This window comes from Enterobacter sp., assembly GCF_977039595.1.
This window is the reverse complement of the sequence record NZ_CDRQYH010000052.1, coordinates 1-25874: the sequence shown is the minus strand read 5'-3', so window position 1 is coordinate 25874 and position 25874 is coordinate 1. Positions and strand designations below refer to the sequence as shown.

The 25874-nt window shown below is 56.4% G+C and carries 26 protein-coding genes; 15 read left to right on the top strand and 11 right to left on the bottom strand.

The features are described 5' to 3' along the window. Positions 1-744, bottom strand: a 744-nt coding sequence (gene argS / locus ACWYRJ_RS15165; RefSeq protein WP_455508197.1) for an arginine--tRNA ligase, incomplete at its 3' end; no start/stop codon positions are given. Positions 745-983: 239 nt separating this feature from the next. On the opposite strand from argS, the gene ACWYRJ_RS15160 reads away from it, so the two are divergent. Together ACWYRJ_RS15160 and cutC are read left to right on the top strand one after the other, a co-directional pair. Beyond that, the gene (locus ACWYRJ_RS15160; RefSeq protein WP_455508196.1) at positions 984-1544 is read left to right on the top strand and encodes a VOC family protein; all 561 of its coding nucleotides are present in this window, start codon (positions 984-986) and stop codon (positions 1542-1544) included. Positions 1545-1622: 78 nt separating this feature from the next. Continuing rightward, positions 1623-2366, top strand: coding sequence for a copper homeostasis protein CutC (cutC, locus tag ACWYRJ_RS15155; protein WP_455508195.1), 744 nt, complete (start codon positions 1623-1625; stop codon positions 2364-2366). A gap of 204 nt (positions 2367-2570) precedes the next feature. On the opposite strand, the gene cmoB is transcribed toward cutC, so the two are convergent. Genes cmoB through ACWYRJ_RS15130 form a run of 5 tightly spaced genes read right to left on the bottom strand, consistent with a single transcriptional unit; the run spans position 2571 to position 6151 of the window. Beyond that, the gene (cmoB, locus tag ACWYRJ_RS15150; RefSeq protein ID WP_111964822.1) at positions 2571-3542 is read right to left on the bottom strand and encodes a tRNA 5-methoxyuridine(34)/uridine 5-oxyacetic acid(34) synthase CmoB; all 972 of its coding nucleotides are present in this window, start codon (positions 3540-3542) and stop codon (positions 2571-2573) included. Next, positions 3539-4282, bottom strand: coding sequence for a carboxy-S-adenosyl-L-methionine synthase CmoA (gene cmoA, locus ACWYRJ_RS15145; RefSeq protein WP_455508194.1), 744 nt, complete (start codon positions 4280-4282; stop codon positions 3539-3541). The genes cmoB and cmoA overlap by 4 nt, the downstream gene beginning before the upstream one ends. A gap of 40 nt (positions 4283-4322) precedes the next feature. After that, entirely contained in the window at positions 4323-4718 is a 396-nt protein-coding gene (locus ACWYRJ_RS15140) for an MAPEG family protein (RefSeq protein WP_021240443.1), read from the bottom strand. A 51-nt stretch (positions 4719-4769) separates the two neighbouring features. Further along, complete coding sequence (locus ACWYRJ_RS15135; protein WP_249576228.1) at positions 4770-5588, bottom strand: DUF72 domain-containing protein; 819 nt, start codon at positions 5586-5588, stop codon at positions 4770-4772. Beyond that, complete coding sequence (locus ACWYRJ_RS15130) at positions 5585-6151, bottom strand: hydrolase (RefSeq protein WP_455508193.1); 567 nt, start codon at positions 6149-6151, stop codon at positions 5585-5587. The genes ACWYRJ_RS15135 and ACWYRJ_RS15130 overlap by 4 nt, the downstream gene beginning before the upstream one ends. A gap of 263 nt (positions 6152-6414) precedes the next feature. Between ACWYRJ_RS15130 and aspS the strand changes: the two genes are divergently transcribed. The 6 genes from aspS to ruvB all read left to right on the top strand — a co-directional run bounded on the left by aspS (position 6415) and on the right by ruvB (position 11670). Then, on the top strand, positions 6415-8187 hold the full coding sequence (gene aspS / locus ACWYRJ_RS15125; protein WP_249576226.1) for an aspartate--tRNA ligase: 1773 nt from the start codon (positions 6415-6417) through the stop codon (positions 8185-8187). A 1-nt stretch (position 8188) separates the two neighbouring features. Next, entirely contained in the window at positions 8189-8632 is a 444-nt protein-coding gene (gene nudB / locus ACWYRJ_RS15120; protein ID WP_008500446.1) for a dihydroneopterin triphosphate diphosphatase, read from the top strand. Between the two features lie 27 nt (positions 8633-8659). After that, positions 8660-9400 (top strand): YebC/PmpR family DNA-binding transcriptional regulator, encoded by a 741-nt coding sequence (locus ACWYRJ_RS15115; protein ID WP_008500447.1) that lies wholly within the window; start codon positions 8660-8662, stop codon positions 9398-9400. A 34-nt stretch (positions 9401-9434) separates the two neighbouring features. Beyond that, positions 9435-9956, top strand: coding sequence for a crossover junction endodeoxyribonuclease RuvC (gene ruvC, locus ACWYRJ_RS15110; protein WP_003859749.1), 522 nt, complete (start codon positions 9435-9437; stop codon positions 9954-9956). Between the two features lie 80 nt (positions 9957-10036). Continuing rightward, entirely contained in the window at positions 10037-10651 is a 615-nt protein-coding gene (gene ruvA, locus ACWYRJ_RS15105) for a Holliday junction branch migration protein RuvA (RefSeq protein ID WP_023617042.1), read from the top strand. An 8-nt stretch (positions 10652-10659) separates the two neighbouring features. Further along, positions 10660-11670, top strand: a complete 1011-nt coding sequence (gene ruvB, locus ACWYRJ_RS15100; protein WP_045372540.1) for a Holliday junction branch migration DNA helicase RuvB — start codon at positions 10660-10662, stop codon at positions 11668-11670. Positions 11671-11728: 58 nt separating this feature from the next. On the opposite strand, the gene znuB is transcribed toward ruvB, so the two are convergent. Further along, positions 11729-12514 carry a zinc ABC transporter permease subunit ZnuB gene (gene znuB / locus ACWYRJ_RS15095; protein ID WP_149366578.1) on the bottom strand — a complete coding sequence of 262 codons (786 nt, stop codon included), beginning with the start codon at positions 12512-12514 and terminating at the stop codon, positions 11729-11731. Beyond that, positions 12511-13266 carry a zinc ABC transporter ATP-binding protein ZnuC gene (znuC, locus tag ACWYRJ_RS15090; protein WP_023312233.1) on the bottom strand — a complete coding sequence of 252 codons (756 nt, stop codon included), beginning with the start codon at positions 13264-13266 and terminating at the stop codon, positions 12511-12513. The genes znuB and znuC overlap by 4 nt, the downstream gene beginning before the upstream one ends. Before the next feature lie 77 nt (positions 13267-13343). Here znuC and znuA point away from each other — a divergent pair, with 77 nt between their 5' ends. The 3 genes from znuA (at position 13344) to lpxM (ending at position 16716) form a co-directional block, all read left to right on the top strand. After that, on the top strand, positions 13344-14288 hold the full coding sequence (gene znuA, locus ACWYRJ_RS15085) for a zinc ABC transporter substrate-binding protein ZnuA (RefSeq protein WP_455508198.1): 945 nt from the start codon (positions 13344-13346) through the stop codon (positions 14286-14288). A gap of 15 nt (positions 14289-14303) precedes the next feature. Next, entirely contained in the window at positions 14304-15623 is a 1320-nt protein-coding gene (gene mepM, locus ACWYRJ_RS15080; RefSeq protein ID WP_045326742.1) for a murein DD-endopeptidase MepM, read from the top strand. A 121-nt stretch (positions 15624-15744) separates the two neighbouring features. Continuing rightward, on the top strand, positions 15745-16716 hold the full coding sequence (lpxM, locus tag ACWYRJ_RS15075) for a lauroyl-Kdo(2)-lipid IV(A) myristoyltransferase (RefSeq protein ID WP_029741765.1): 972 nt from the start codon (positions 15745-15747) through the stop codon (positions 16714-16716). Positions 16717-16761: 45 nt separating this feature from the next. Here lpxM and pyk read toward each other — a convergent pair whose 3' ends face one another. Both pyk and ACWYRJ_RS15065 read right to left on the bottom strand, forming a co-directional pair. Beyond that, positions 16762-18204: a pyruvate kinase gene (pyk, locus tag ACWYRJ_RS15070; RefSeq protein WP_008500455.1), complete on the bottom strand. Its 1443-nt coding sequence runs from the start codon at positions 18202-18204 to the stop codon at positions 16762-16764. Positions 18205-18344: 140 nt separating this feature from the next. Next, positions 18345-19214 carry a MurR/RpiR family transcriptional regulator gene (locus tag ACWYRJ_RS15065; RefSeq protein ID WP_115875687.1) on the bottom strand — a complete coding sequence of 290 codons (870 nt, stop codon included), beginning with the start codon at positions 19212-19214 and terminating at the stop codon, positions 18345-18347. A 356-nt stretch (positions 19215-19570) separates the two neighbouring features. On the opposite strand from ACWYRJ_RS15065, the gene zwf reads away from it, so the two are divergent. The 3 genes from zwf to kdgA all read left to right on the top strand — a co-directional run bounded on the left by zwf (position 19571) and on the right by kdgA (position 23772). Continuing rightward, entirely contained in the window at positions 19571-21046 is a 1476-nt protein-coding gene (zwf, locus tag ACWYRJ_RS15060) for a glucose-6-phosphate dehydrogenase (protein ID WP_008500457.1), read from the top strand. 233 nt (positions 21047-21279) lie between these two features. Further along, positions 21280-23091, top strand: a complete 1812-nt coding sequence (gene edd, locus ACWYRJ_RS15055; RefSeq protein ID WP_115875686.1) for a phosphogluconate dehydratase — start codon at positions 21280-21282, stop codon at positions 23089-23091. Between the two features lie 39 nt (positions 23092-23130). Further along, positions 23131-23772 carry a bifunctional 4-hydroxy-2-oxoglutarate aldolase/2-dehydro-3-deoxy-phosphogluconate aldolase gene (gene kdgA, locus ACWYRJ_RS15050; RefSeq protein ID WP_063409039.1) on the top strand — a complete coding sequence of 214 codons (642 nt, stop codon included), beginning with the start codon at positions 23131-23133 and terminating at the stop codon, positions 23770-23772. 41 nt (positions 23773-23813) lie between these two features. Here kdgA and purT read toward each other — a convergent pair whose 3' ends face one another. Beyond that, the gene (purT, locus tag ACWYRJ_RS15045; protein ID WP_455508192.1) at positions 23814-24992 is read right to left on the bottom strand and encodes a formate-dependent phosphoribosylglycinamide formyltransferase; all 1179 of its coding nucleotides are present in this window, start codon (positions 24990-24992) and stop codon (positions 23814-23816) included. 171 nt (positions 24993-25163) lie between these two features. Here purT and ACWYRJ_RS15040 point away from each other — a divergent pair, with 171 nt between their 5' ends. Beyond that, entirely contained in the window at positions 25164-25811 is a 648-nt protein-coding gene (locus ACWYRJ_RS15040; protein WP_455508191.1) for a tellurite resistance TerB family protein, read from the top strand. Positions 25812-25874: the final 63 nt, after the last annotated feature.

Genomic DNA, 25874 nt, shown 5'->3' with positions numbered 1-25874 from the left:
GACGTTCAGACGGTTATAGGTCAGCTGGTTCTGGGACATGGTGATGTCAACCAGCTTGCGCCACATTTCGAGGAAGTATTGATCGCCGCCCTGCAGTTTAACCACGTAACTACGCGCACGTTCGGCAAAAGCTTCGTCTTCGTCGTAGTGTTTTTTGGCTTCGCGATAGAACCCTTCCAGGTCCGCCAGCGCCATTTCACCCGCGTTTTCCTGCTGCTGTTTTTCCAGGTAAGCGATCAGCATGCCAAACTGGGTGCCCCAGTCGCCCACGTGGTTGGCGCGGATCACCTTGTGACCGAGGAACTCGAGCGTGCGCACTGCGGCATCACCGATGATGGTGGAGCGCAGGTGGCCAACGTGCATCTCTTTCGCCACGTTCGGCGCAGAATAGTCGATCACGACGGTCTGCGCTTCCGGCTGGGACACTCCCAGACGATCGGATTTCAGCGCCGCGTCAACGTGGCTTGCCAGGAAAGCAGGCTCAAGGAAGATGTTGATAAAGCCCGGACCGGCGATTTCGGTTTTGCTGGCAATGCCGGAAAGATCCAGATGCGTCAGTACCTGCTCAGCGAGCTGTCGCGGCGGCATGCCCAGTTTTTTAGCCACTGCCATCACGCCATTAGCCTGATAGTCGCCAAACTGTACTTTTGCTGACTGACGAACCTGCGGTTCGCAATCCGCAGGGGCACCTGCGGCAATCAGTGCCTGACTGACTTTTTCGGAGAGAAGAGCCTGAATATTCACCTGGATACCTTACGTTTTTGATGCGGGCTTATAACCGCCCGCGCCAGTTAAAGAATTTAGGGCGGGAGTATACTGCAAATGCCTTCTGACGTCAGCAGTGCGGGGCCTGAAGATTGCTCAGAATCCAGGCAGTGAAGGTGTGCATAATCATGCAGTCACAAAAAGCCGGTTTCTGAGGTTGGTCAAAACAGGGCAACAGAGTAAATTAGCGGCTTTGCGACATGAAAAGAGAATGACTTATGGCGAACTGGCAATCCATTAACGAACTGCATGATATTTCCGCAGATTTACCGCGCTTCACCCAGGCGTTCACAGAACTTGCCACCCGTCTGGGTCTGGATATTGCGCCGCTTGAGGCCGATCACATCTCTTTGCGCTGTCATCAGAATGCCACCGCCGAGCGCTGGCGTCGCGGGTTCGAACAGTGCGGCGAGTTACTGTCCGAGAATATCATTAATGGCCGCCCCATCTGCCTGTTCAAACTGCATGAGCCGGTGAACGTGGCGCACTGGCAGTTCAGCGTGGTTGAACTGCCGTGGCCAGGCGAGAAACGCTATCCGCGCGAAGGCTGGGAGCATATCGAGATTGTCCTGCCGGGTGAGCCGGAGACGTTAAACGCGCGCGCGCTGGCCCTGTTAGCGGACGAAGGCTTAAGCCAGCCGGGAATTTTTGTGAAGACCAGTTCTCCCAAAGGCGAGCGCGAGCGGTTACCTAACCCGACGCTGGCCGTTACTGACGGACAGGTTACGGTGAAGTTTCATCCGTGGACCATTGAGCAGATCGTTGCCAGTGAAGCATAAGAGATGTGAGTTCACGCCGGGACCGAAAACGAACGGCGTGTCATGATGTTTCGCTTAGTGGAATTTCAGGAGGATTAAATGGCGCTGCTGGAGATTTGTTGTTACAGCGTGGAGTGTGCCGTGACCGCGCAAAAGCACGGGGCTGACCGCATTGAACTGTGCGCGGCACCCAAGGAGGGCGGGTTGACGCCGTCTTACGGCGTGTTGAAGTCAGCCCGTCAGGCCGTCACTATTCCCGTTCACCCAATTATTCGTCCGCGCGGCGGTGATTTTTGTTACACGGCGGGCGAGTTCAGTGCCATGCTTGATGATATCGCCCTCGTTCGGGACCTGGGGTTTCCAGGGCTGGTGACCGGGCTGCTGGATGAAGACGGCAATATCGATATACCGCGTATGCGTCAGATTATGAGCGCCGCGCAGGGGATGGCCGTCACTTTTCATCGCGCATTTGATATGTGTAAAGATCCGCTTCAGGCCTTTGAAACGCTTAGAGAACTTGGCGTGGCGCGCATCCTGACATCGGGTCAGCAGGCGTCAGCTGAAAAAGGACTGCAATTAATTACGGAACTAAAAGCACATTCTGGTGTTCCAATAATAATGGCGGGTGCGGGAGTCCGCGCCAGCAATCTGGAACGGTTTTTAAACGCCGGGGTAGAAGAGCTGCACAGCTCCGCGGGGAAATGGATACCTTCGCCCATGCGTTATCGCAATACAGGATTGTCAATGTCGACGGATGCTGAAGCGGATGAGTATTCACGCTATGGCGTAGAGGGAGAGTCGGTTGCGGAAATGAAGTCGCTGATTGAGCGCCATCACGTGTAGCAACGTACCGATTTTTACCGCGCATCATGTCGCCCAATATGATGCTTGCTTGTACCAGGCCCCTGCCAATTACACAGGGGCCTTTTTTTCTCCTTCATATTTCAAGCCGCAGCTGCGTTGCCGCCTTGCTGCAACTTGAACTATTTCGGAGAAAACGTGCTACGAGTAGGCCGGGTAAGGCGCAGCCGCCACCCGACTAAAAGACTACGGCTTAGTCGCAATCAACACCGCACGCATCGGGGCCGGATAGCCTTCGATGGTTTTGCTGTGATCGGTTGGGTCGAGGAATTGCTCCAGCGATTCGGTGATCATCCAGTCGGTGCGGCGCTGCTCTTCGATTGAGGTCACGCTGACATCGGCAATCCGCACATCCACAAACCCGCATTTCTCCAGCCAGTTCTTTAGCGCCAGCGCGGAAGGGATGAAGTAAACGTTGCGCATCTGCGCGTAACGATCGCCCGGCACCAGAACGGCGTGTTCATCGCCTTCAATCACCAGCGTTTCGAGCACCAGCTCGCCGCCGCTGACCAGCTGATCTTTCAATTGCCACAGGTGTTCAAGCGGGGAGCGACGGTGATAAAGCACGCCCATGGAGAACACGGTATCAAACGCTTTCAGAGCTGGCAGCTGCTCAATGCCCAGCGGCAGCAGGTGCGCGCGCTGGTCGTTACCCAGCAGCTTACGTACCGCTTCAAACTGGCACAGGAACAGCTGCATCGGGTCAATACCTACCGCCAGATGCGCGCCCGCGCCAATCATGCGCCACATGTGGTAACCGCTGCCGCAGCCCACGTCCAGAATGGTGCGCCCGGTCAGGTCGGAAAGGTGGGGCAGGACGCGATCCCATTTCCAGTCCGAGCGCCATTCGGTATTGATGTTCACGCCGTAAAGTGAAAACGGCCCTTTGCGCCACGGCATCAGGTTACGCATCAGCGTTTCAATGCGGTTGATCTGCCCTGGCGGAAGCGGTTCTTCACTCTCTGCGGTGACGCTGTGCAGAAGATCCAGACGATGCGGGGTCAGTTCGGGCAGAAACTCCACAGCATTTGACCACTGCTTTAACAGGCCGTGCTGCTGGTCCCGCTGCCAGGCGGCAATCTGCGCGGGCAAGGTTTCCAGCCAGTGGGAGAGCTGGTTTTTGGCAATCAGCTGATAGAAGTTACTGAACTCGATCATACCGGTTTCCCCGCTTTCAGCGCCACCAGCGAACCAAAGTTAAAGCACTGGAACCACAGTTCGCTGTGCTCAAAACCGGCTTTACTCAGACGCGCCTTGTGGGTTTCTACGGAGTCCGTCAGCATTACGTTTTCGAGCATGCTGCGCTTCTGGCTGATCTCCAGCTCGCTGTAGCCGTTCGCCCGCTTGAAATCGTGGTGCATATTGAACAGCAGCTCGCCAACCTCGGCATCTTCGAAGCTGAATTTCTCAGAGAGCACCAGCGCGCCGCCAGGATTCAGCCCCTTATAAATTTTGTCCAGCAGCAGCTGGCGGTCTTCCGGCACCAGGAACTGAAGCGTGAAATTCAGCACCACCATCGACGCGTTGTTGATCTCAATCTCGCGGATATCGCCTTCCACCACGTCCACCGGAACAGGGGCTTTGTAGGCGTCAATATGGCGGCGACAGCGTTCCACCATGGCCGGAGAGTTATCGACGGCAATGATTCGGCAGCCTTCATGATGAACGTTACGACGAACCGACAGCGTTGCCGCGCCGAGCGAGCAGCCCAGGTCATAGACCTGCGTGCCGGGTTGAACGAAGCGCTCAGCCAGCATGCCGATCATAGAGATAATATTGGAATAACCGGGAACAGAGCGCTGGATCATATCCGGGAAGACTTCGGCTACCCGTTCATCGAAGGTCCAGTCGCCCAGGCTGGCGATAGGCGCGGAAAAAAGCGTGTCGCGATCTGACATAACGTAAAAATCCGGGAAAAATAAAGTGGCGTATTGTGCGCTAATGGAGGGAGAAAACCAACTCCCACGGCATATACCACAGGTTAGCCAGCACCATCAGCAAAAGTGAACACCAGGTTGCACTCATGCCGGAACGACGCCAGCGAATTAAGCGATGGTGAAAGCCGTAATAGTGCATCAGGCGGCCAGCAATAAGCAGCAGGCCACAGATGTGCACCATCCAGGTTTCTGCGCCATTCATCTCCATAAACAGCAGCAGGATTAAGGCTGCAGGGATGTATTCGACCGCGTTGCCATGAATGCGGATAGCGCTTTGTAGCTCTGAAAACCCGCCGTCACCGTAAGAGACGCGGTAGAGCGTTCTGAGGCGCACAACATCAAATGAAAACTTAATCAGCAGTAATGCACCTAACACCGCATACAGCGCGCTGACCATACAAACTCCCTGTTTTTGGCAGATGGCACTTCACTATGATAGGGGGTGATATCAGAAAAGAGAAGATTGTTGTGGGATGGAAGGGGCGCTTCCCACGGACGGCACCGCAGCCTGCAAGGCCTGCCATAGAGCATCGACCAGTTCCGGGGCCTGGGCAATATCCGGCGTGTGCAAAAAAAGATACGGCGTGGTGGTGTGTTCCCACGCTGCCAGTTTTTCCAGCCAGACGGTGAACAGCGCCTGGTTTTGCTGCATGTTATCGCTGCCGATAAACCTGACCATTGGGTTCTGTGCGGTCACGATGGCGTGGACCGGCACTTTCGGTTTTTTACGCTGAGCTTCAACGATGGCTTCGCTATGTGGGATAGCGCTGTGCACCGGACGGCTATCAAGGATGACACGGTTAACGGAACGCTCAAGCAGGCCGCGATTGAGCGCTTTTTCCGCTTCGCCCTTTGCAAAAAACTCAGGATGCCTGACTTCAACGCCGTAGGTAAACTCCCGGGGCAGGGCGTCCAGAAACGTCCACAGCGCGGGCAGGTCGCGCGGGCCAAAGACGGCCGGAAGCTGCAGCCAGTACTGGCCGATGCGGTTTGCCAGAGGCGTCATCCGGGCAAAGAATTCGTCAGTCAACTCACCGCAGTTTCGCAGTGCGGCCTGGTGAGAAATGGTCGCCGGAAACTTAAAGCAGAAGCGGAAGTCATCGGTCGTTTGTTCCCGCCAGCGCGCAACAATCTCGGCTTTCGGGAGCGCATACAGGGTGGTGTTACCCTCGACGCAGTTGAAGTGCCGGGCATATTCCTCAAGGCTGGTGATGCCAAGGCGCACCCATTTCGGGTGCGACCACTGGGGTAAACCGACATACATCATAGCGCGCTGACAATCTCATCCGTGCTGCGCACGCGGCCGATGCGCGGGAAGATGTGGGTCATGCTGCCCTGATGCTGTTCCGCGGAGGCAGCGCTGCAGGCATCTTCGGCAATCACCAGGTTAAAGCCCAGCTCCCACGCGTTGCGGGCGGTCGACTCCACGCCGATATTAGTGGAAATACCGCACAGGATAATGGTGTCAATGCCGCGACGGCGGAGCTGCAGTTCAAGATCGGTGCCGTAGAATGCGCCCCACTGACGTTTGGTCACTTCAATATCGCTGTCGCGTTTACCCAGTGAGGCCGGGTACGTCCACCAGTTTTCCGGCAGGGCGCGTGCAGGAGCCTGGGCATCAACGGGCTGTTTTAACGCTTCGGCGTAATCAGCAGACCAGCCGACGCGAACCATGACAACAGGCGCTCCGCTGGCTCGGCATTTTTCCGCCAGGCGGGCGGCGCGGCTGACTACATCGTCCGCGGTATGCGGGCCGCCGGCGAAGGGCAAAATGCCTTCCTGTAAATCAATCACGACAAGCGCGGTTTTACTGGCATCAAGTGTTAACATCGTTACTCCCGTTAAATGAATCACTTCCGGACACCATACGACGTGATGGCCTGTTCCTGGGCGGATAATTTTGTTAATTTTTGTGAGAATGCGCAATAAGAGTGCAGCAAACGACCGCCAGGCCGTGGTTCGCTCTTATCGTCCGGCGGAATTTCCAGTATAATAGCCGCCTTTTTTCATCCAGTTGTGACATACAGAAAGCTGCGACATAGTAGCCTGCATACCAGGCGACATTTAGCCTGCGGCTAATTAAGGGATATCTCATGCGTACAGAATATTGCGGGCAGCTGCGTCAGTCCCACGTAGGACAGCAGGTAACCCTGTGTGGTTGGGTCAATCGTCGTCGTGATCTTGGTAGCCTTATCTTCATCGATATGCGCGACCGCGAAGGTATCGTTCAGGTGTTCTTCGATCCGGATCGCGCTGATGCGTTGAAGCTGGCCTCTGAGCTGCGTAATGAGTTCTGCATTCAGGTCACCGGCACCGTGCGTGCGCGTGACGAGAAAAACGTTAACGCCGACATGGCGACGGGTGCCATTGAAGTGCTGGCGTCCGATCTGACGATCATTAACCGTGCTGAAGCGCTGCCGCTGGACTCCAACCACGTCAACACTGAAGAAGCGCGTCTGAAATACCGCTACCTGGATCTGCGTCGCCCGGAAATGGCTCAGCGCCTGAAAACCCGTGCGAAAATCACCAGCCTGGTGCGTCGCTTTATGGATGACCACGGTTTCCTCGATATCGAAACCCCGATGCTGACCAAAGCCACGCCGGAAGGTGCGCGCGATTACCTGGTCCCATCCCGCGTTCATAAAGGCAAATTCTACGCGCTGCCGCAGTCTCCACAGCTGTTCAAACAGCTGCTGATGATGTCCGGCTTCGATCGCTACTATCAGATCGTGAAATGCTTCCGCGACGAAGACCTGCGTGCTGACCGCCAGCCTGAATTTACCCAGATCGATGTGGAAACCTCCTTCATGACCGCTGAGCAGGTGCGTGAAGTGATGGAAGCCCTGGTGCGTAGCCTGTGGAACGACGTTAAAGGCGTTGAGCTGGGCGATTTCCCGATCATGACCTTCGCGGAAGCCGAGCGTCGTTATGGCTCTGACAAACCAGACCTGCGTAACCCGATGGAGCTGGTGGACGTTGCAGACCTGGTGAAAGCCGTTGAGTTTGCCGTCTTCTCCGGCCCGGCTAACGATCCGAAAGGTCGCGTGGCGGCCCTGCGCGTACCGGGTGGTGCAGCACTGAGCCGTAAGCAGATCGACGATTACGGCAACTTCATCAAGATCTACGGCGCTAAAGGTCTGGCCTATATTAAAGTGACCGAGCGTGCGAAAGGTCTGGAAGGTATCACCAGCCCGGTCGCGAAATTCCTGAACGCTGACATCGTGGAAGCGATCCTTGAGCGCACCGGCGCGCAGGACGGCGACATGATCTTCTTCGGCGCAGATAACAAGAAAGTTGTTGCTGATGCGATGGGCGCGCTGCGTCTGAAGCTCGGCAAAGACCTGAACCTGACCGACGAGAGCAAATGGGCGCCGCTGTGGGTTATCGACTTCCCAATGTTTGAAGACGACGGTGAAGGCGGCCTGACCGCGATGCACCACCCGTTCACCTCGCCAAAAGAGATGACGGCGGCAGAGCTGAAAGCGGCACCGGAAGAGGCCGTCGCCAACGCCTACGATATGGTCATTAACGGCTACGAAGTGGGCGGCGGTTCCGTGCGTATTCACAGCGGTGAAATGCAGCAGACCGTGTTCGGCATCCTGGGCATCAACGAGCAGGAGCAGCGCGAGAAATTCGGCTTCCTGCTGGACGCGCTGAAATACGGTACGCCTCCGCACGCGGGCCTGGCCTTTGGTCTTGACCGTCTGACCATGCTGCTGACCGGCACCGATAACATCCGTGATGTTATCGCCTTCCCGAAAACCACTGCCGCAGCGTGTCTGATGACCGAAGCGCCAAGCTTTGCCAACCCGGCCGCACTGGCTGAGCTGGGCATTGACGTGGTGAAGAAGGAAGAGAAAAACTGATATGACATATAAGCTCCCCGTTTCGGTCCTGGTGGTCATTTATGCAGAAGACACGAAGCGGGTGCTGATGTTGCAGCGGCGCGATGACCCTGAATTCTGGCAGTCGGTTACCGGCAGTCTGGAAGAGGGGGAGACCGCGCCGCAGGCCGCCGCGCGTGAAGTAAAGGAAGAGGTCGCCATTGACGTTGCCCGCGAGCAACTGACCCTGAAGGACTGTCAGCGCACGGTGGAGTTCGAAATTTTTAGCCATTTACGTCATCGCTACGCGCCGGGTACCGAGCGCAATACGGAATCGTGGTTCTGTCTCGCGCTCCCCCATGAACGGGAGATCGTGTTTACCGAACACCTGACCTACCGCTGGGTGAATGCGGCGGATGCCGCCGCGCTGACCAAGTCGTGGAGCAACCGGCAGGCGATTGAAGAATTTGTAATTAACGCTGCCTGAAAAGGCGCGCTCTTTGAGGATATTTTTATGGCAGGTCATAGTAAGTGGGCCAACACCAAACACCGCAAAGCGGCACAGGATGCCAAGCGCGGTAAGATCTTTACCAAAATCATTCGCGAGCTGGTGACGGCAGCGCGTCTGGGCGGCGGCGACCCGGCGTCTAACCCGCGTCTGCGCGCGGCGGTAGATAAAGCGCTGTCTAACAACATGACGCGTGACACCCTGAACCGTGCAATCGCACGTGGCGTGGGCGGCGATGAAGACGCGAACATGGAAACCATCATTTATGAAGGTTACGGTCCTGGCGGTACGGCGGTGATGGTTGAGTGCCTGTCCGACAACCGTAACCGTACCGTTGCGGAAGTGCGCCACGCGTTCACCAAAACCGGTGGCAACCTGGGCACTGACGGTTCCGTTGCGTACCTGTTCAGCAAAAAAGGCGTCATCTCTTTCGAGAAAGGTGACGAAGATGCGATCATGGAAGCGGCGCTGGAAGCCGGTGCGGAAGACGTAGTGACCTTCGACGACGGTGCTATCGACGTTTATACCGCATGGGAAGAGATGGGTGCCGTGCGCGACGCGCTGGAAGCGGCAGGCCTGAAAGCGGACAACGCTGAAGTCTCCATGATCCCGTCCACCAAAGCGGACATGGATGCGGAAACGGCACCAAAACTGCTGCGTCTGATCGACATGCTCGAAGACTGTGACGACGTGCAGGAAGTGTACCACAACGGTGAAATCTCTGATGAGGTTGCAGCGACTCTCTGATGAGAGCGTATAAATCCGTTACAGGAGACGCGTGATGTCGATTATTCTCGGGATTGACCCAGGCTCGCGCGTCACCGGTTATGGCGTTATCCGTCAGGTGGGACGCCAGTTAACCTACCTGGGCAGTGGCTGTATCCGCACCAAAGTGGACGATCTGCCGTCGCGCCTGAAGCTCATTTATGCGGGCGTATCGGAGATCATCACCCAGTTTCAGCCGGACTATTTCGCCATCGAGCAGGTCTTTATGGCGAAAAACGCCGATTCGGCGCTGAAGCTCGGCCAGGCGCGAGGCGTTGCCATTGTCGCTGCCGTGAACCAGGATTTGCCGGTATTTGAATACGCGGCGCGTCAGGTTAAGCAGACGGTGGTGGGTATTGGTAGCGCGGAGAAAAGTCAGGTGCAGCACATGGTGCGTACCCTGCTGAAGCTGCCTGCTAACCCGCAGGCTGACGCCGCGGATGCGCTGGCGATTGCGATTACCCACTGTCACGTGAGCCAGAACGCGATGCAAATGAGCGAGTCGCGGCTCAATCTGGCGCGAGGCAGGTTACGATAATGACAAATCAGGCTGGATGTTTATCCAGCCTTTTTTTATTATGTCGGCAGTTAATTTCTTCCAGAACGCAGGAGCGTCACGTGATAGGCAGACTCAGAGGCATCATCATTGAAAAACAACCCCCGTTAGTGCTGCTGGAAGTGGGTGGCGTGGGCTATGAAGTCCATATGCCGATGACCTGCTTCTACGAGCTGCCGGACGCGGGCAAAGAGGCGATTGTCTTTACCCAGTTTGTGGTGCGTGAAGATGCCCAACTGCTGTACGGCTTCAATAACAAGCAGGAACGCACGCTGTTCCGCGAGCTGATTAAAACCAACGGCGTCGGGCCGAAGCTGGCGCTGGCGATCTTATCCGGCATGTCTGCACCACAGTTTGTGAATGCAGTTGAGCGCGAAGATCCTGCGGCGCTGATTAAGCTTCCGGGTATCGGTAAGAAAACGGCAGAGCGTCTGATTGTCGAGATGAAAGACCGCTTTAAAGGCCTGCATGGCGATCTCTTCACGCCGGCGGCCGATCTGGTACTGACCTCTCCAGGTGCGCCTGCGACGGATGATGATGCCGAGCAGGAAGCGGTTGCCGCGCTGGTGGCGCTGGGCTATAAACCTCAGGAGGCCAGCCGTATGGTGAGCAAAATTGCCAAACCGGACGCCAGCAGTGAAACCCTGATTCGTGAAGCGCTGCGCGCTGCATTGTGAGGTAAAGGATGATTGAAGCAGACCGCCTGGTTTCGGCAGGCACTATTCAGGCAGAGGATGTGGTGGATCGCGCGATTCGCCCAAAACTGCTTGATGAGTACATTGGCCAGCCGCAGGTTCGTTCCCAGATGGAGATTTTCATCCAGGCGGCAAAGCTGCGCGGCGATGCGCTCGATCACCTGCTGATTTTTGGCCCTCCCGGTTTAGGCAAAACCACGCTGGCGAATATCGTCGCCAATGAGATGGGCGTTAACCTGCGCACCACCTCCGGCCCGGTGCTGGAGAAGGCGGGCGATCTCGCTGCGATGCTGACCAACCTCGAACCGCATGACGTGCTGTTTATCGATGAGATCCACCGTCTCTCACCGGTGGTAGAAGAGGTGCTCTATCCGGCGATGGAAGATTACCAGCTGGATATCATGATCGGCGAAGGTCCGGCCGCGCGCTCCATCAAAATCGATCTGCCGCCGTTTACCCTGATTGGCGCAACGACGCGAGCCGGGTCGTTGACCTCCCCACTGCGCGACCGTTTCGGGATCGTGCAGCGTCTGGAATTTTATCAGGTGGCCGATCTCCAGCACATCGTTGGCCGCAGCGCCCGCTATATGGGGCTGGAAATGAGCGAAGAGGGCGCGTTTGAAGTGGCGAAGCGTTCCCGCGGTACGCCGCGTATCGCCAACCGCCTGCTGCGCCGCGTGCGTGACTTTGCTGAGGTGAAGCACAACGGTTCGATTTCCGCCGAGATTGCCGCCCAGGCGCTGGACATGCTGAACGTCGATGCCGAAGGTTTTGACTACATGGACCGCAAGCTGCTGCTGGCGGTGCTGGACAAGTTCTTCGGTGGCCCGGTCGGGCTGGATAATCTGGCGGCGGCAATCGGGGAAGAGCGTGAGACGATTGAAGATGTGCTGGAGCCGTATCTGATTCAGCAGGGTTTCCTGCAGCGCACCCCGCGTGGACGTATGGCAACGGTGCGGGCGTGGAATCATTTCGGCATTACGCCACCGGCAATGCCGTAATCCTTAATTCCCTCTCCCGGTGGGAGAGGGGCAGGGTGAGGGCTCAGTGCCCTCCATATTAATTTACGGTCTTTTTCATCATACTGAAAATAAACAACACCGCCGCACTCAGCACCACGGACGGCCCCGCAGGCGTGTCATAGAACGCCGAGAAGGTGAGTCCACCCGTTACCGCAATCATCCCGACGATCACGGCCACACCGGCCATCTGCTCAGGCGTACGGGCAAAACGACGCGCCGTAGCGGCAGGGATGATCAGCAGCGACGTAATAATCAGCGCGCCGACAAACTTCATCGCTACGCCAATGGTTAACGCCGTCACCAGCATCAGCAGCAGCTTAACGCGCTGCAGCTTCACGCCGTCGACAAACGCCAGGTCCGGGCTGACGGTCATGGCCAGTAAATTCCGCCACTGCCAGAGCAGAATAGCGAGCACCACCAGCACGCCAATGGCTATAGCGATGAGATCCTCCGGCGTCACGGCCAGCAGGTCACCGAAGAGGTAGGCCATCAGATCCACGCGGATGTTCGACATCAGGCTGACCACCACCAGGCCCAGAGAAAGGGCACTGTGCGCCATAATGCCAAGCAGCGTATCAATGGCGAGGTGAGGACGCTTTTCCAGCCAGACCAGACCGGCCGCCAGCAGCAGCGTGACCACAATCACCGCGTAGAACGGGTTGACGTTCAGCAGCAGGCCAAAAGCCACGCCCAGCAGGGACGCGTGCGCCAGGGTATCACCGAAGTAAGACATTCTGCGCCATACCACAAACGAGCCGAGCGGGCCCGCGGCACAGGCAAGCATAATCCCGGCCAGCCAGCCGGGCAGTAACAGTTCAATCATGAGTGTCCATTTCCCCGACGCAGTACGATTCGTCCCTGCAAATCATGGCGATGATTATGATGATGGCGATAAATGCCAAGCTGCTCGGCGCCGCGAGGGCCAAACATAGAGATGAATTCCGGATGCATGGAGACGACTTCAGGCGTACCTGAGCAGCAGATATGATGGTTGAGGCACAGCACTTCGTCGGTTTTTGCCATCACCAGATGGAGATCGTGAGACACCATCAGCACTGCGCAATCGAGCTCTCGACGTAGCTGGTCGATCAAATCATAAAGCGCAACCTGACCATTAACATCCACACCCTGAGTCGGCTCATCCAGAACCAGAAGCTGCGGGCTGCTCAGCAGCGCGCGGGCAAGTAAAACACGCTGAGTTTCACCGCCGGAGAGTTTTTGCAGGGGCGCATCGACAAGATGGCCCGCCTGCACGCGTTTCAGTGCCGGGAGAATATCGGCTTTACGCGTGCCGGGGCGCAGACGCAGGAAACGGCTGACCGTCAGCGGCAGCGTGGCGTCGAGATGAAGTTTTTGCGGTACATAGCCAATACGCAATTTTTCCTCGCGCTTAATCACGCCTTCATCGGGTGCGACCAAACCCAGCACCACGCGTACCAGGGTGGATTTACCTGCGCCATTGGGGCCGAGAAGCGTCAGAATTTTGCCGGGCTTCAGATCGAGCGACACGTCAGAGAGGACGCGGCGCTGGCCAAATGAGACCGAAATATTTTCAAGAGAAACCAATGTCGTCATGTCATTTTAAGCTTGAAGAAGTCAACGAATGTTATAATATCACATTCCACGCATTCACTACGATGATTAGTCGCATTATGTTACATAAAAATACGCTTCTTTTCGCAGCATTATCTGCTGCCCTTTGGGGGACAACCGCACAAGATGTTAACGCTGCGGTTGTCGCTTCGCTTAAGCCATTTGGATTCATCGCGTCCGCCATTGCAGACGGCGTAACGGAGACCCAGGTTCTGCTCCCTGATGGTGCATCTGAGCATGACTATTCCCTGCGCCCGTCAGATGTAAAACGCTTGCAAAACGCGGACTTAGTCGTCTGGATTGGTCCTGAAATGGAAGCGTTCATGCAGAAGTCAGCAAAACAGGTAGCGGGTGAAAAACAGGTCGCGATTGCCGACCTCCCCGGCGTGAAACCGTTGCTCATGAAAGGGGCGGATGACGACGGCGACGAACATGACCACCATGCTGCAGACGGTGAAAAAGGTGATGGAGATCACCATCACGGCGAGTACAACATGCATCTTTGGTTATCCCCAGAGATAGCGCGGCTTTCAGCGGTTGCAATCCATGACAAATTAGTGGAACTTATGCCGCAAAGTCGAGCCAAACTAGACGCCAACCTGAAGGATTTTGAGGCACAATTAGCCGCAACCGATAAGCAGGTGGGTAATGAGCTCGCACCGTTGAAAGGAAAAGGGTATTTCGTTTTTCATGACGCCTACGGCTATTACGAAAAACACTACGGTTTGACCCCGCTGGGCCACTTCACCGTCAACCCTGAAATTCAGCCTGGTGCGCAGCGTTTACATGAAATCAGAACACAGCTGGTTGAGCAGAAAGCGACATGCGTTTTTGCTGAGCCACAGTTCAGGCCAGCGGTCGTAGAAGCCGTGGCCAGGGGAACATCCGTGCGCATGGGAACCCTTGACCCGCTAGGTACGAATATCCAGTTGAGCAAAGCGAGCTATTCGCAGTTCCTCAGCCAACTGGCGAACCAGTATGCGAGCTGCCTGAAAGGAGAATAACGAGGAAGTGAATACGTGCAACAGATAGCCCGCTCTGTCGCCCTGGCATTTAACAATCTGCCTCGACCCCACCGCGTTATGCTGGGGTCGCTTACAGTACTCACCTTAGCGGTCGCCGTCTGGCGGCCCTATGTGTACCACCCGAGTTCTGCCCCTATTATCAAAACCATTGAGCTTGAAAAGAGCGAAATCCGTTCTTTGCTGCCTGAAGCCAGTGAGCCTATCGACCAGGCGGCACAGGAAGATGAAGCTATCCCGCAGGATGAACTGGACGATAAAACCGAGAACGAAGCGGGTATCCACGAATATGTAGTGTCTACCGGTGACACGCTGAGCAGCGTGCTGAACCAGTACGGCATCGACATGGGCAATATCAGCCAGCTGGCGGCTGCGGATAAAGATCTTCGTAATCTGAAAATCGGACAGCAGCTCTCCTGGACATTAACGGCGGATGGCGATCTCCAGCGTCTGACCTGGGAAATGTCCCGCCGCGAAACCCGCACCTACGATCGCACTGCAAACGGTTTCAAGATGACCAGCGAAATGCAGAAGGGTGACTGGGTTAACAGCGTTCTGAAAGGCACCGTGGGCGCGAGCTTTGTCTCCAGCGCGCGCGATGCAGGCTTGACCAGCGCTGAAATCAGTTCGGTGATCAAAGCCATGCAGTGGCAGATGGATTTCCGCAAGCTGAAGAAGGGCGATGAGTTCTCCGTCCTGATGTCACGCGAGATGCTGGACGGCAAGCGCGAGCAAAGCCAGCTGCTGGGCGTCCGACTGCGCTCTGAGGGTAAAGATTATTACGCGATTCGTGCCGAAGACGGTAAGTTCTACGATCGCAGCGGTACGGGCCTTGCGAAAGGCTTCCTGCGCTTCCCGACGGCAAAACAGTTCCGCGTCTCCTCTAACTTTAACCCGCGTCGTCTGAACCCGGTGACCGGGCGCGTCGCGCCGCACCGTGGCGTTGACTTTGCCATGCCGCAGGGTACGCCGGTACTGGCGGTAGGGGATGGCGAAGTGGTGGTGGCCAAGCGTAGCGGTGCCGCCGGATATTATGTCGCGGTACGTCATGGTCGTACTTATACGACCCGCTATATGCACCTGCGCAAGCTGCTGGTCAAACCGGGCCAGAAGGTGAAGCGTGGTGACCGTATCGCGATTTCCGGCAATACCGGACGCTCTACCGGCCCGCATCTGCACTATGAAGTGTGGATCAACCAACAGGCAGTGAACCCGCTGACGGCGAAACTGCCGCGCACCGAAGGCCTGACAGGTAAAGATCGTACTGATTATCTGGCGCAGGTGAAAGAGGTGATACCGCAGCTGAGCTTAAACTAAGCCCTCTGTTTTTGTTAAAAAAGCCGGCGCACACTGACGCCGGCTTTTTCTTTTGTGCGGGGACGACTGCCTCGCTACACTATCTGAATAAAATTTTGCGTCATCAGACCCTGGATCCAGCATGGAAACCAAAAAAAACAATATTGAATACATTCCTGAGTTTGAAAAATCCTTCCGCCATCCGCGCAACTGGGGCGCCTGGCTTGGGGTTTACGCCTTTGCGGGGATGGCGTTGCTGCCGGCTTCCGTCCGAGACCCAGTTCTGGGGAAAATTGGCCGTCTGGCCGGGCGTTTAGGCAAGAGCGCTCGCCGCCGCGCGCAGATTAACCTCTACTACTGTTTTCCTGAGAAAAGCGACGCCGAACGTGAGGCAATCATTGATGAGATGTATACCACTGCCCCGCAGGCAATGGCGATGATGGCGGAACTGGCGCTGAAAGGGCCGGATAAAATCGTCGATCGCGTTGACTGGAAAGGGCTGGACATCATCGAGGAGATGCGTCGCAATGACGAGAAAGTGATTTTCCTTGTCCCCCACGGCTGGGGCGTTGATATTCCGGCGATGCTCATGGCGTCTCAGGGCCAGAAAATGGCGGCGATGTTCCATAACCAGGGAAATAAAATCTACGATTTTGTCTGGAACACGGTGCGTCGTCGTTTTGGCGGACGTTTGCATGCGCGTAACGATGGCATTAAGCCCTTCATTCAGTCGGTACGTCAGGGGTACTGGGGCTACTATCTCCCGGATCAGGACCACGGCCCAGAGCACAGCGAGTTTGTCGATTTCTTTGCGACCTATAAAGCGACGCTTCCCGCGATTGGTCGACTGATGAAAGTCTGTCGTGCCCGCGTGATCCCGCTATTCCCGGTCTATGACGGCAAAACGCATCGCCTGAGTATTGAGGTCCGTCCGCCGATGGACGATCTGCTCACCGCGGACGACCACACCATCGCGCGTCGAATGAACGAAGAGGTGGAGATCCTGGTGGGGCCGCATGCCGAACAGTACACGTGGATTTTGAAGCTGCTTAAAACGCGTAAACCGGGTGAAACAGAGCCCTACAAACGCAAAGAGCTTTATCCGAGGAAATAAAAAAAGCCCTCTCCAGACGGAGAGGGCTTTTTAACACAAACGTTATTACTCGACGGTCATAACGCGCGTGGTGTTGGTTGAGCCGATGGTGCTCATCACATCGCCCTGGGTCACGATAACGATATCACCGGACACCAGATAGCCTTTGTCGCGCAGCAGGTTTACGGCATCGTGCGCTGCAGCTACGCCATCATTGGTGCTGTCGAAGTGAACCGGCGTCACGCCGCGGTACAGCGCCGTCAGGTTCAGGGTACGTTCGTGACGGGACATGGCGAAAATTGGCAGGCCAGAGCTGATACGAGAGGTCATCAGCGCGGTGCGGCCAGATTCGGTCATGGTGATGATCGCGGTAACGCCCTTCAGGTGGTTTGCCGCGTACATCGCAGACATCGCAATCGCTTCTTCCACGTTGTCGAACTGCACGTCCAGACGATGTTTAGAGACGTTGATGCTTGGGATCTTTTCAGCTCCCAGGCAGACGCGCGCCATGGCGGCCACGGTTTCTGCCGGATACTGGCCCGCAGCGGTTTCCGCAGAGAGCATCACCGCATCCGTACCGTCCAGCACGGCGTTGGCCACGTCCATGACTTCCGCACGGGTTGGCATTGGGTTGGTGATCATCGATTCCATCATCTGAGTGGCGGTGATCACCGCGCGGTTCAGCTGACGCGCGCGACGAATCAGCGCTTTCTGGATACCGACCAGCTCAGGGTCGCCGATTTCCACGCCCAGGTCACCACGCGCAACCATGACAACGTCAGAGGCGAGGATCACATCGTCCATGGCATCTTGATCGCAAACGGCCTCCGCGCGTTCAACTTTAGCGACGATTTTAGCATCGCAGCCTGCATCACGTGCCAGGCGACGCGCATAGTTAAGATCTTCGCCACAGCGCGGGAAGGAGACGGCCAGGTAGTCAACGCCGATCAGCGCGGCAGTTACGATGTCCGCTTTGTCTTTATCGGTAAGCGCTTCTGCTGAGAGGCCGCCACCCAGTTTGTTGATGCCTTTATTGTTGGAGAGCGGGCCGCCAACGGTGACTTCGGTGAACACTTTCATGCCCTGAACTTCCAGCACTTTCAGCTGTACGCGACCGTCGTCAAGCAGCAGGATATCGCCAGGCACCACGTCAGCCGGCAGGCCTTTATAGTCGATACCAACTTTCTCTTTATCGCCTTCGCCTTTGCCCAGGTTGGCATCAAGCAGGAATTTGTCGCCGATATTGAGGAAAACTTTACCCTCTTTAAAGGTCGATACACGGATTTTTGGACCCTGCAAATCGCCAAGGATAGCAACGTGGCGGCCCAGTTTTGCTGCAATTTCACGCACTTTATCGGCACGTAATTTATGGTCTTCTGGCGTACCGTGAGAGAAGTTCATACGCACCACGTTGGCACCGGCGGCGATAATTTTTTCGAGATTATTATCGCGATCGGTGGCCGGGCCTAAGGTGGTTACGATCTTGGTTCTGCGAAGCCTTCTGGACATGTAATACTCCGTTGACTGAAACAACTTTGGTGTTGCGTGAACATTGAATCGGCCTTCATCTGCTGCAAGGCAGCGGCGAGGGGACCGAATGCCGTAAATCGTTACATCGTCATTATTCGTGACGTATTCGTTATCAACTATCAGGGAACATCGCTCTTTATAAGCAATTCTTTATCAAAACGCGATTCCTTCAGCGCTTCCTTGACCCGCTTCAAGTTATCCCGGAATTTTGCCCCGCGACGTAGGGTAAAACCGGTCGCCAGCACGTCAATTACGGTGAGCTGGGCCAGTCGGGAGACCATCGGCATATAAATGTCTGTGTCTTCAGGCACGTCGAGGGTGATTGCCAGCGTTGCCTCTCGCGCCAGCGGCGTGCCGGCTGTAGTGAGGGCAATCACCATGGCATCGTTTTCACGGGCAAGCTGCGCCAGCTCAACCTGACTTTTGGTGCGGCCGGTATGCGAAATCAGTACCACGACGTCATCTTCACTGCAATTCATACAGCTCATGCGTTGCAGCACAATGTCATCGGAATAAATAACCGGAACGTTAAAGCGGAAAAATTTGTTCATGGCGTCATGCGCTACGGCCGCCGACGACCCGAGCCCAAAGAACGCAATTCGCTTGGCCTGGGTGAGTAAATCCACCGCGCGATTTACAGAGCTCATGTCCAGAGACTGACGGACGTGGTCAAGCGAAGCCATGGCCGACTCAAAAATTTTCGTGGTATAGGCATCAACGCTGTCGTCTTCATCCACATTACGATTAACATAAGGGGTGCCGTTAGCCAGACTTTGTGCCAGATGCAGTTTAAAATCAGGAAAGCCGCGCGTTTCCAGACTGCGGCAAAAACGATTGACCGTGGGTTCGCTAACACCCGCTTCCTGTGCCAGAGCGGCGATGCTTGAATGAATCGCCTGAGCGGGGGAGGCCATAATGACCTCGGCCACTTTTCGCTCGGATTTGCTAAGGTGTTCCAGTTGAAACTGGATTTTTTCCAGCATGTTCATGTTAACAGGACGCTCATGGGTGTAAACGATTTCATAAATTGATGAAATCGAGATTCGATTTAGCCGATATTACCCTTGTGGCTTCCATTAAGGGTAACAATCGACAAGATAATGTTGTTGTTTTTTTTCATTACTTGATCGATGTCGGGTTTTGCTATGACCCTGTTGCGCAAAGAAACGACGGTTGTTGCGTCATTAAGCCGTCGAAATCATCCGAAGGGTGAAAAATCGCGGTATCGCACGCGACGATAAGCGCTAATGGTTTCGGGAATGACGTAAAAGCAGTACAGTGCATTGTAATAAAATTACAACGATACCTGGCAGAAGTACCAGGTGATCCAACTGAGGAGAATGACATGGCGGTAACGCAAACAGCCCAGGCATGTGACCTGGTCATTTTCGGCGCGAAAGGCGATCTTGCACGCCGAAAATTGCTGCCTTCCCTGTATCAACTGGAGAAAGCGGGCCAAATTCATCCGGATACCCGTATCCTGGGTGTTGGGCGCGCCGACTGGGACAAGGACGCTTATACCAAAGTCGTCCGCGAGGCGCTCGAAACTTTCATGAAAGAAAAAATTGATGAAAGTTTGTGGGATACCCTGAGTGGACGCCTCGATTTCTGCAACCTGGACGTGAATGACGTCAGCGCATTCGCCCGCCTGGGCGCGATGCTGGATCAGAAAAACCGTGTCACCATTAACTATTTCGCCATGCCGCCAAGCACCTTCGGCGCCATTTGCAAAGGTCTGGGCGAAGCCAAACTGAACGCCAAACCGGCGCGCGTCGTGATGGAGAAGCCGCTGGGTACGTCGCTGGCAACCTCGCGCGAAATCAACGACCAGGTGGGCGAGTTCTTTGAAGAATGCCAGGTCTACCGTATCGACCACTACCTCGGTAAAGAGACGGTTCTGAACCTGCTGGCGCTACGTTTTGCTAACTCCCTGTTTGTGAATAACTGGGACAACCGCACTATCGACCACGTGGAAATCACCGTGGCGGAAGAGGTGGGGATTGAAGGTCGCTGGGGTTACTTTGACCAGGCCGGTCAGATGCGCGACATGATCCAGAACCACCTGCTGCAGATTCTGTGCATGATTGCCATGTCTCCTCCGTCTGACCTGACGGCTGACAGCATCCGCGACGCCAAAGTGAAAGTGCTGAAGTCGCTGCGCCGCATCGACCGCTCCAACGTGCGCGAGAAGACCGTTCGCGGCCAGTACACCGCCGGGTTTGCGCAAGGCAAAAAAGTGCCAGGCTACCTGGAAGAAGAGGGCGCGAACAAGTCCAGCAACACCGAGACGTTCGTGGCGATCCGCGTGGATATCGACGACTGGCGTTGGGCGGGTGTTCCGTTCTACCTGCGCACCGGTAAGCGTCTGCCGGCCAAATGTTCCGAAGTGGTTGTCTACTTTAAGAACCCGGAACTGAACCTGTTCAAAGAGTCCTGGCAGGAACTGCCGCAGAACAAACTGACCATTCGTCTGCAGCCGGACGAGGGCGTGGATATCCAGATCCTGAACAAAGTGCCGGGCCTGGATCATAAACACAACCTGCAGACCACCAAGCTGGATCTGAGCTATTCCGAAACCTTCAACCAGACGCACCTGGCCGATGCTTACGAGCGTCTGCTGCTGGAAACCATGCGCGGTATTCAGGCGCTGTTCGTGCGCCGTGATGAAGTGGAAGAAGCATGGAAATGGGTCGACTCCATCACCGAAGCCTGGGCAGCCGATCAGGATGCGCCAAAACCGTATCAGGCGGGCACCTGGGGACCTGTCGCGTCGGTGGCGATGATCACCCGCGATGGCCGCTCCTGGAACGAGTTTGAGTAAGATAATCCGCTAGCCCGAAAGTGTTATTTTACCGGTAACATGATCTAACACAGCTAGTGGCACAATTTTCAACTTTTAAGCTCCGCGTGGATTCACCCGCGGAGCTTTTTTTATTACACTGCCGGAAGTGATTTTGCCCCTGAGCTCCGGACAGCAAGCGTTTCAGCGTTGTTAACAACTGCCAGCGACTTTGTAAACTCCCGAGCCCGGACAGATAAATGAGAGGAGCTTTTATGAATCCGACATTGTTACGCGTAACACAGCGCATTATTGAGCGCTCGAAAGAGACCCGTTCGGCCTACCTCGCCCGGATTGAGCAGGCAAAGAGCAACACCGTCCACCGATCTCAGCTGGCCTGCGGTAACCTGGCGCACGGCTTCGCCGCCTGCCAGCCTGACGATAAAGCGTCGCTGAAAAGCATGTTGCGTAACAATATCGCCATCATTACCGCCTATAACGATATGCTCTCCGCGCACCAGCCCTATGAGGTTTACCCGGACATCATCCGTAAAGCGCTGCACAGCGTGAATGCGGTGGGGCAGGTCGCGGGTGGGGTACCCGCCATGTGCGACGGCGTAACGCAGGGTCAGGACGGTATGGAGCTCTCCCTGCTGAGCCGCGAAGTGATTGCCATGTCCGCAGCGGTTGGCCTGTCACACAACATGTTTGATGGCGCGCTTTATCTCGGCGTGTGCGACAAGATTGTCCCGGGTCTGGTGATGGCGGCGCTGTCGTTTGGGCATCTGCCTGCTATCTTCGTGCCGTCCGGTCCAATGGCAAGCGGCCTGCCGAACAAAGAAAAAGTGCGTATCCGCCAGCTGTACGCGGAAGGGAAAGCAGACCGTCAGGCGCTGCTGGAGGCGGAAGCCGCGTCCTATCATGCGCCGGGGACCTGTACGTTCTACGGTACGGCTAACACTAACCAGATGGTGGTGGAGTTTATGGGGATGCAGCTTCCGGGCTCGTCCTTTATCCAGCCGGATGCGCCGCTGCGCAAGGCGCTGACCGAGGCCGCGGCCCGTCAGGTTACACGTCTGACCGGAAACGGCAACGAATGGATGCCGATGGGTAAAATGGTCGATGAAAAAGTCATCGTCAACGGGATTGTCGCGCTGCTGGCAACCGGGGGGTCAACCAACCACACCATGCACCTGGTGGCTATGGCGCGTGCGGCGGGCATTCTGATTAACTGGGATGACTTCTCCGAGATCTCTTCCGTGGTGCCGCTGATGGCACGCCTCTACCCGAACGGTCCGGCGGATATTAACCACTTCCAGGCCGCGGGCGGCGTACCGCTGCTGATGCGCGAGCTGCTGAAGGGCGGTCTGCTGCATGAAGACGTGAATACCGTGGCTGGCTTTGGCCTGCAGCGCTACACCCAGGAGCCGTGGCTGAACAACGGCGAGCTGGACTGGCGTGATGGGGCGAGCGCGTCTCTTGATGCGCAGGTGATTGCCACTATCGACAAACCTTTCTCTCCTCACGGTGGCACCAAAGTGCTGAGCGGCAACCTCGGTCGCGCGGTGATGAAAACCTCTGCAGTACCGGAAGAGAACCAGATTATCGAAGCGCCGGCGGTGGTATTTGAAAGCCAGCACGACGTATTACCTGCCTTTGACGCCGGCCTGCTTGATAAAGACTGCGTGGTGGTGGTGCGTCACCAGGGGCCTAAAGCTAACGGGATGCCAGAATTACATAAACTTATGCCACCACTTGGTGTATTATTGGACCGCCGTTTCAAAATTGCGTTAGTAACCGATGGACGCCTCTCTGGGGCATCCGGTAAAGTGCCTTCAGCCATCCACGTGACGCCTGAAGCTTACGACGGCGGTTTACTGGCGAAAGTGCGTGACGGTGACACGATCCGCGTGAACGGTCAGACAGGTGAGTTAACCCTGCTGGTCGATGACGCCGAGCTGGCGGCACGTCAGCCCCATATTCCTGACCTGAGCGCATCGCGCGTGGGGACCGGACGCGAAATGTTCAGCGCGCTGCGTGAGAAACTCTCCGGTGCGGAGCAGGGCGCTACCTGTATTACGTTTTAAGACGACTTGATTTTAACGATCTGGCGAGAGAAAACTCTGATGAAAAACTGGAAAACAAGTGCAGAATCAATCCTGACCACTGGCCCTGTCGTGCCGGTTATCGTGGTAAACAAGCTGGAGCACGCTGTACCGATGGCGAAAGCGCTGGTTGCGGGTGGCGTTCGCGTTCTGGAAGTGACCCTGCGCACCGCCTGCGCAATGGATGCCATTCGCGCGATTGCCAAAGAAGTGCCGGACGCCATCATCGGTGCGGGTACCGTGACGAACGCAAAACAGCTGGCTGAAGTGACCGAAGCGGGCGCACAGTTTGCCATCAGCCCGGGTCTGACCGAGTCGCTGCTGAAAGCCGCGACCGAAGGCACTATTCCACTGATCCCGGGTATCAGCACCGTCTCCGAACTGATGCTGGGCATGGACTACGGTCTGAAAGAGTTCAAATTCTTCCCGGCTGAAGCGAACGGCGGCACCAAAGCGCTGCAGGCGATTGCGGGTCCATTCTCTCAGGTACGCTTCTGCCCGACGGGCGGCATCTCTCCTGCCAACTACCGTGACTACCTGGCACTGAAAAGCGTCCTGTGCATCGGTGGCTCATGGCTGGTTCCGGCGGATGCGCTGGAAGCGGGTGACTGGGATCGCATCACAAAACTGGCTCGTGAAGCGGTGGAAGGCGCGAAGCAGTAAGTCATTCGCCGCATGAAAAACGGGCCTTTCGGCCCGTTTTTTTATCCCGTTACCTTAACGCTTGCTGCGGCCGCTTTGGCTCTCGCCACGGCGTCGTCAACGTTATCCCCGGTGGCTAACGCCACGCCAAGACGCCGGGTTCCGTCAATCTCCGGCTTGCCGAACAATCGTACCTGCAACCCGGCACCCACCGCCCCGTCAACGTTATCAAACGTAACGTTCTGGCTGGTTAACTGCGGCAGGATCACCGCCGAGGCGGCCGGGCCGTACTGACGGATACCGCCGACGGGCAGGCCGAGGAAGGCACGCACGTGCAGGGCGAACTCGGAGAGATCCTGCGAAATCAGCGTCACCATGCCGGTGTCATGCGGGCGAGGGGAAACTTCGCTGAAAATCACCTCGTCGCCGCACACAAACAGCTCCACGCCAAACAGGCCATAGCCGCCCAGCGCCAGGACGGTTTTACGGGCGATCGCCTGCGCACGCTCCAGCGCCAGGGCGCTCATCTGCTGCGGCTGCCAGGATTCGCGATAATCGCCATCTTCCTGGCGGTGGCCAATCGGGTCGCAGAAATGGACGCCGTCAACGGCGCTGACGGTCAGCAGGGTGATCTCAAAATCAAACTTCACGACGCCTTCGACGATGACGCGACCGGCGCCTGCGCGGCCCCCCTGTTGGGCGTACTCCCACGCCTTTTCCAGCGTGCTGCTGTCGCGAATAAAGCTCTGTCCTTTACCGGAGGAGCTCATCACCGGCTTAACGATGCACGGGTAACCCATCTCCTCAACGGCCTGCAGGAATGCCGCCTTATCGCCAGCAAAACGATAGCTCGACGTGGGCAATCCCAGCTCTTCTGCCGCCAGGCGACGAATGCCTTCGCGGTTCATGGTCAGCTTTGCGGCTTTCGCGCAGGGCACCACGCGCTGGCCTTCCTGCTCAAGCGCGATCAGCGTATCGGTGGCAATGGCTTCAATTTCCGGCACGACAAAATCAGGTTTCTCGCGCGTAATCAGCTCGCGAAGGGCATCGCCATCCAGCATGTTAATCACATAAGAACGATGGGCGACGTGCATGGCTGGGGCGTCGGCGTAACGGTCCACGGCAATCACTTCCACGCCTAAACGCTGACATTCAATGGCGACCTCTTTCCCCAGCTCGCCCGATCCCAACAGCATCACTCGCGTCGCCGCAGGTCGCAGCGCGGTTCCTAAACGAATCATAACAATCCCCCTGAAAAAGTTGCGGGCAGTATAAACGAAAACGTTTGCGTCTGTCTTGTGCACGGCCAGGTGAGGGGAGAAGAAATTTGCGCTTCTTTAGTCCGTCCAGACATTTCCTGACGCCCGCTCGCTTACGCTGTGGAACATATTCACCGTTAAGTGAGGGAAACCATGTCTGGCTGGCTAAATCAATTGCAATCCCTGTTAGGGCAGAAAACATCGTCTGGCGAGCGGGACCTGAGCAAACTGCTGGTACCCGGGGCGCTCGGCGGGCTGGCAGGCCTGCTGGTCGCGAATAAATCCTCGCGCAAGCTGCTGGCAAAGTACGGGACAGGCGCACTGCTGGCCAGTGGGGGCGCCATTGCGGGTACCGTCCTGTGGAACAAATACAAGGACAGGGTTAGGACCGCGCACAGTGATGAACCACACTACGGCGAGCACACCTCGCCGCTGGATCTGCGTACCGAACGGCTGATCCTGGCGCTGGTCTTTGCCGCGAAAAGTGACGGACATATCGACGATAAGGAACGACTGGCGATCGAGCAGCAGCTGCGTGAAGCCGGCGTTGAAGAGAAGGGCAGAACGCTGGTGGCGCAGGCCATCGAACAGCCTCTGGAGCCGCAGCGTCTGGCGCAAAGCGTGAAAAATGAGGAAGAGGCGCTTGAACTCTATTTCCTCAGCTGTGCCGCCATCGATATCGATCACTTTATGGAGCGGAGCTACCTTAACGCCCTGGGCGATGCGTTAAAGATCCCACAAGACGTGCGCGAAGGCATTGAGCGGGATATACGGGAACAAAAACAGGCGTTACAGGGATAGTTCTCGCCGTTGCGACCCTGTTTCGCTTGCATCATGCGTGGGTTTTGCCAACCTTATAGGGTG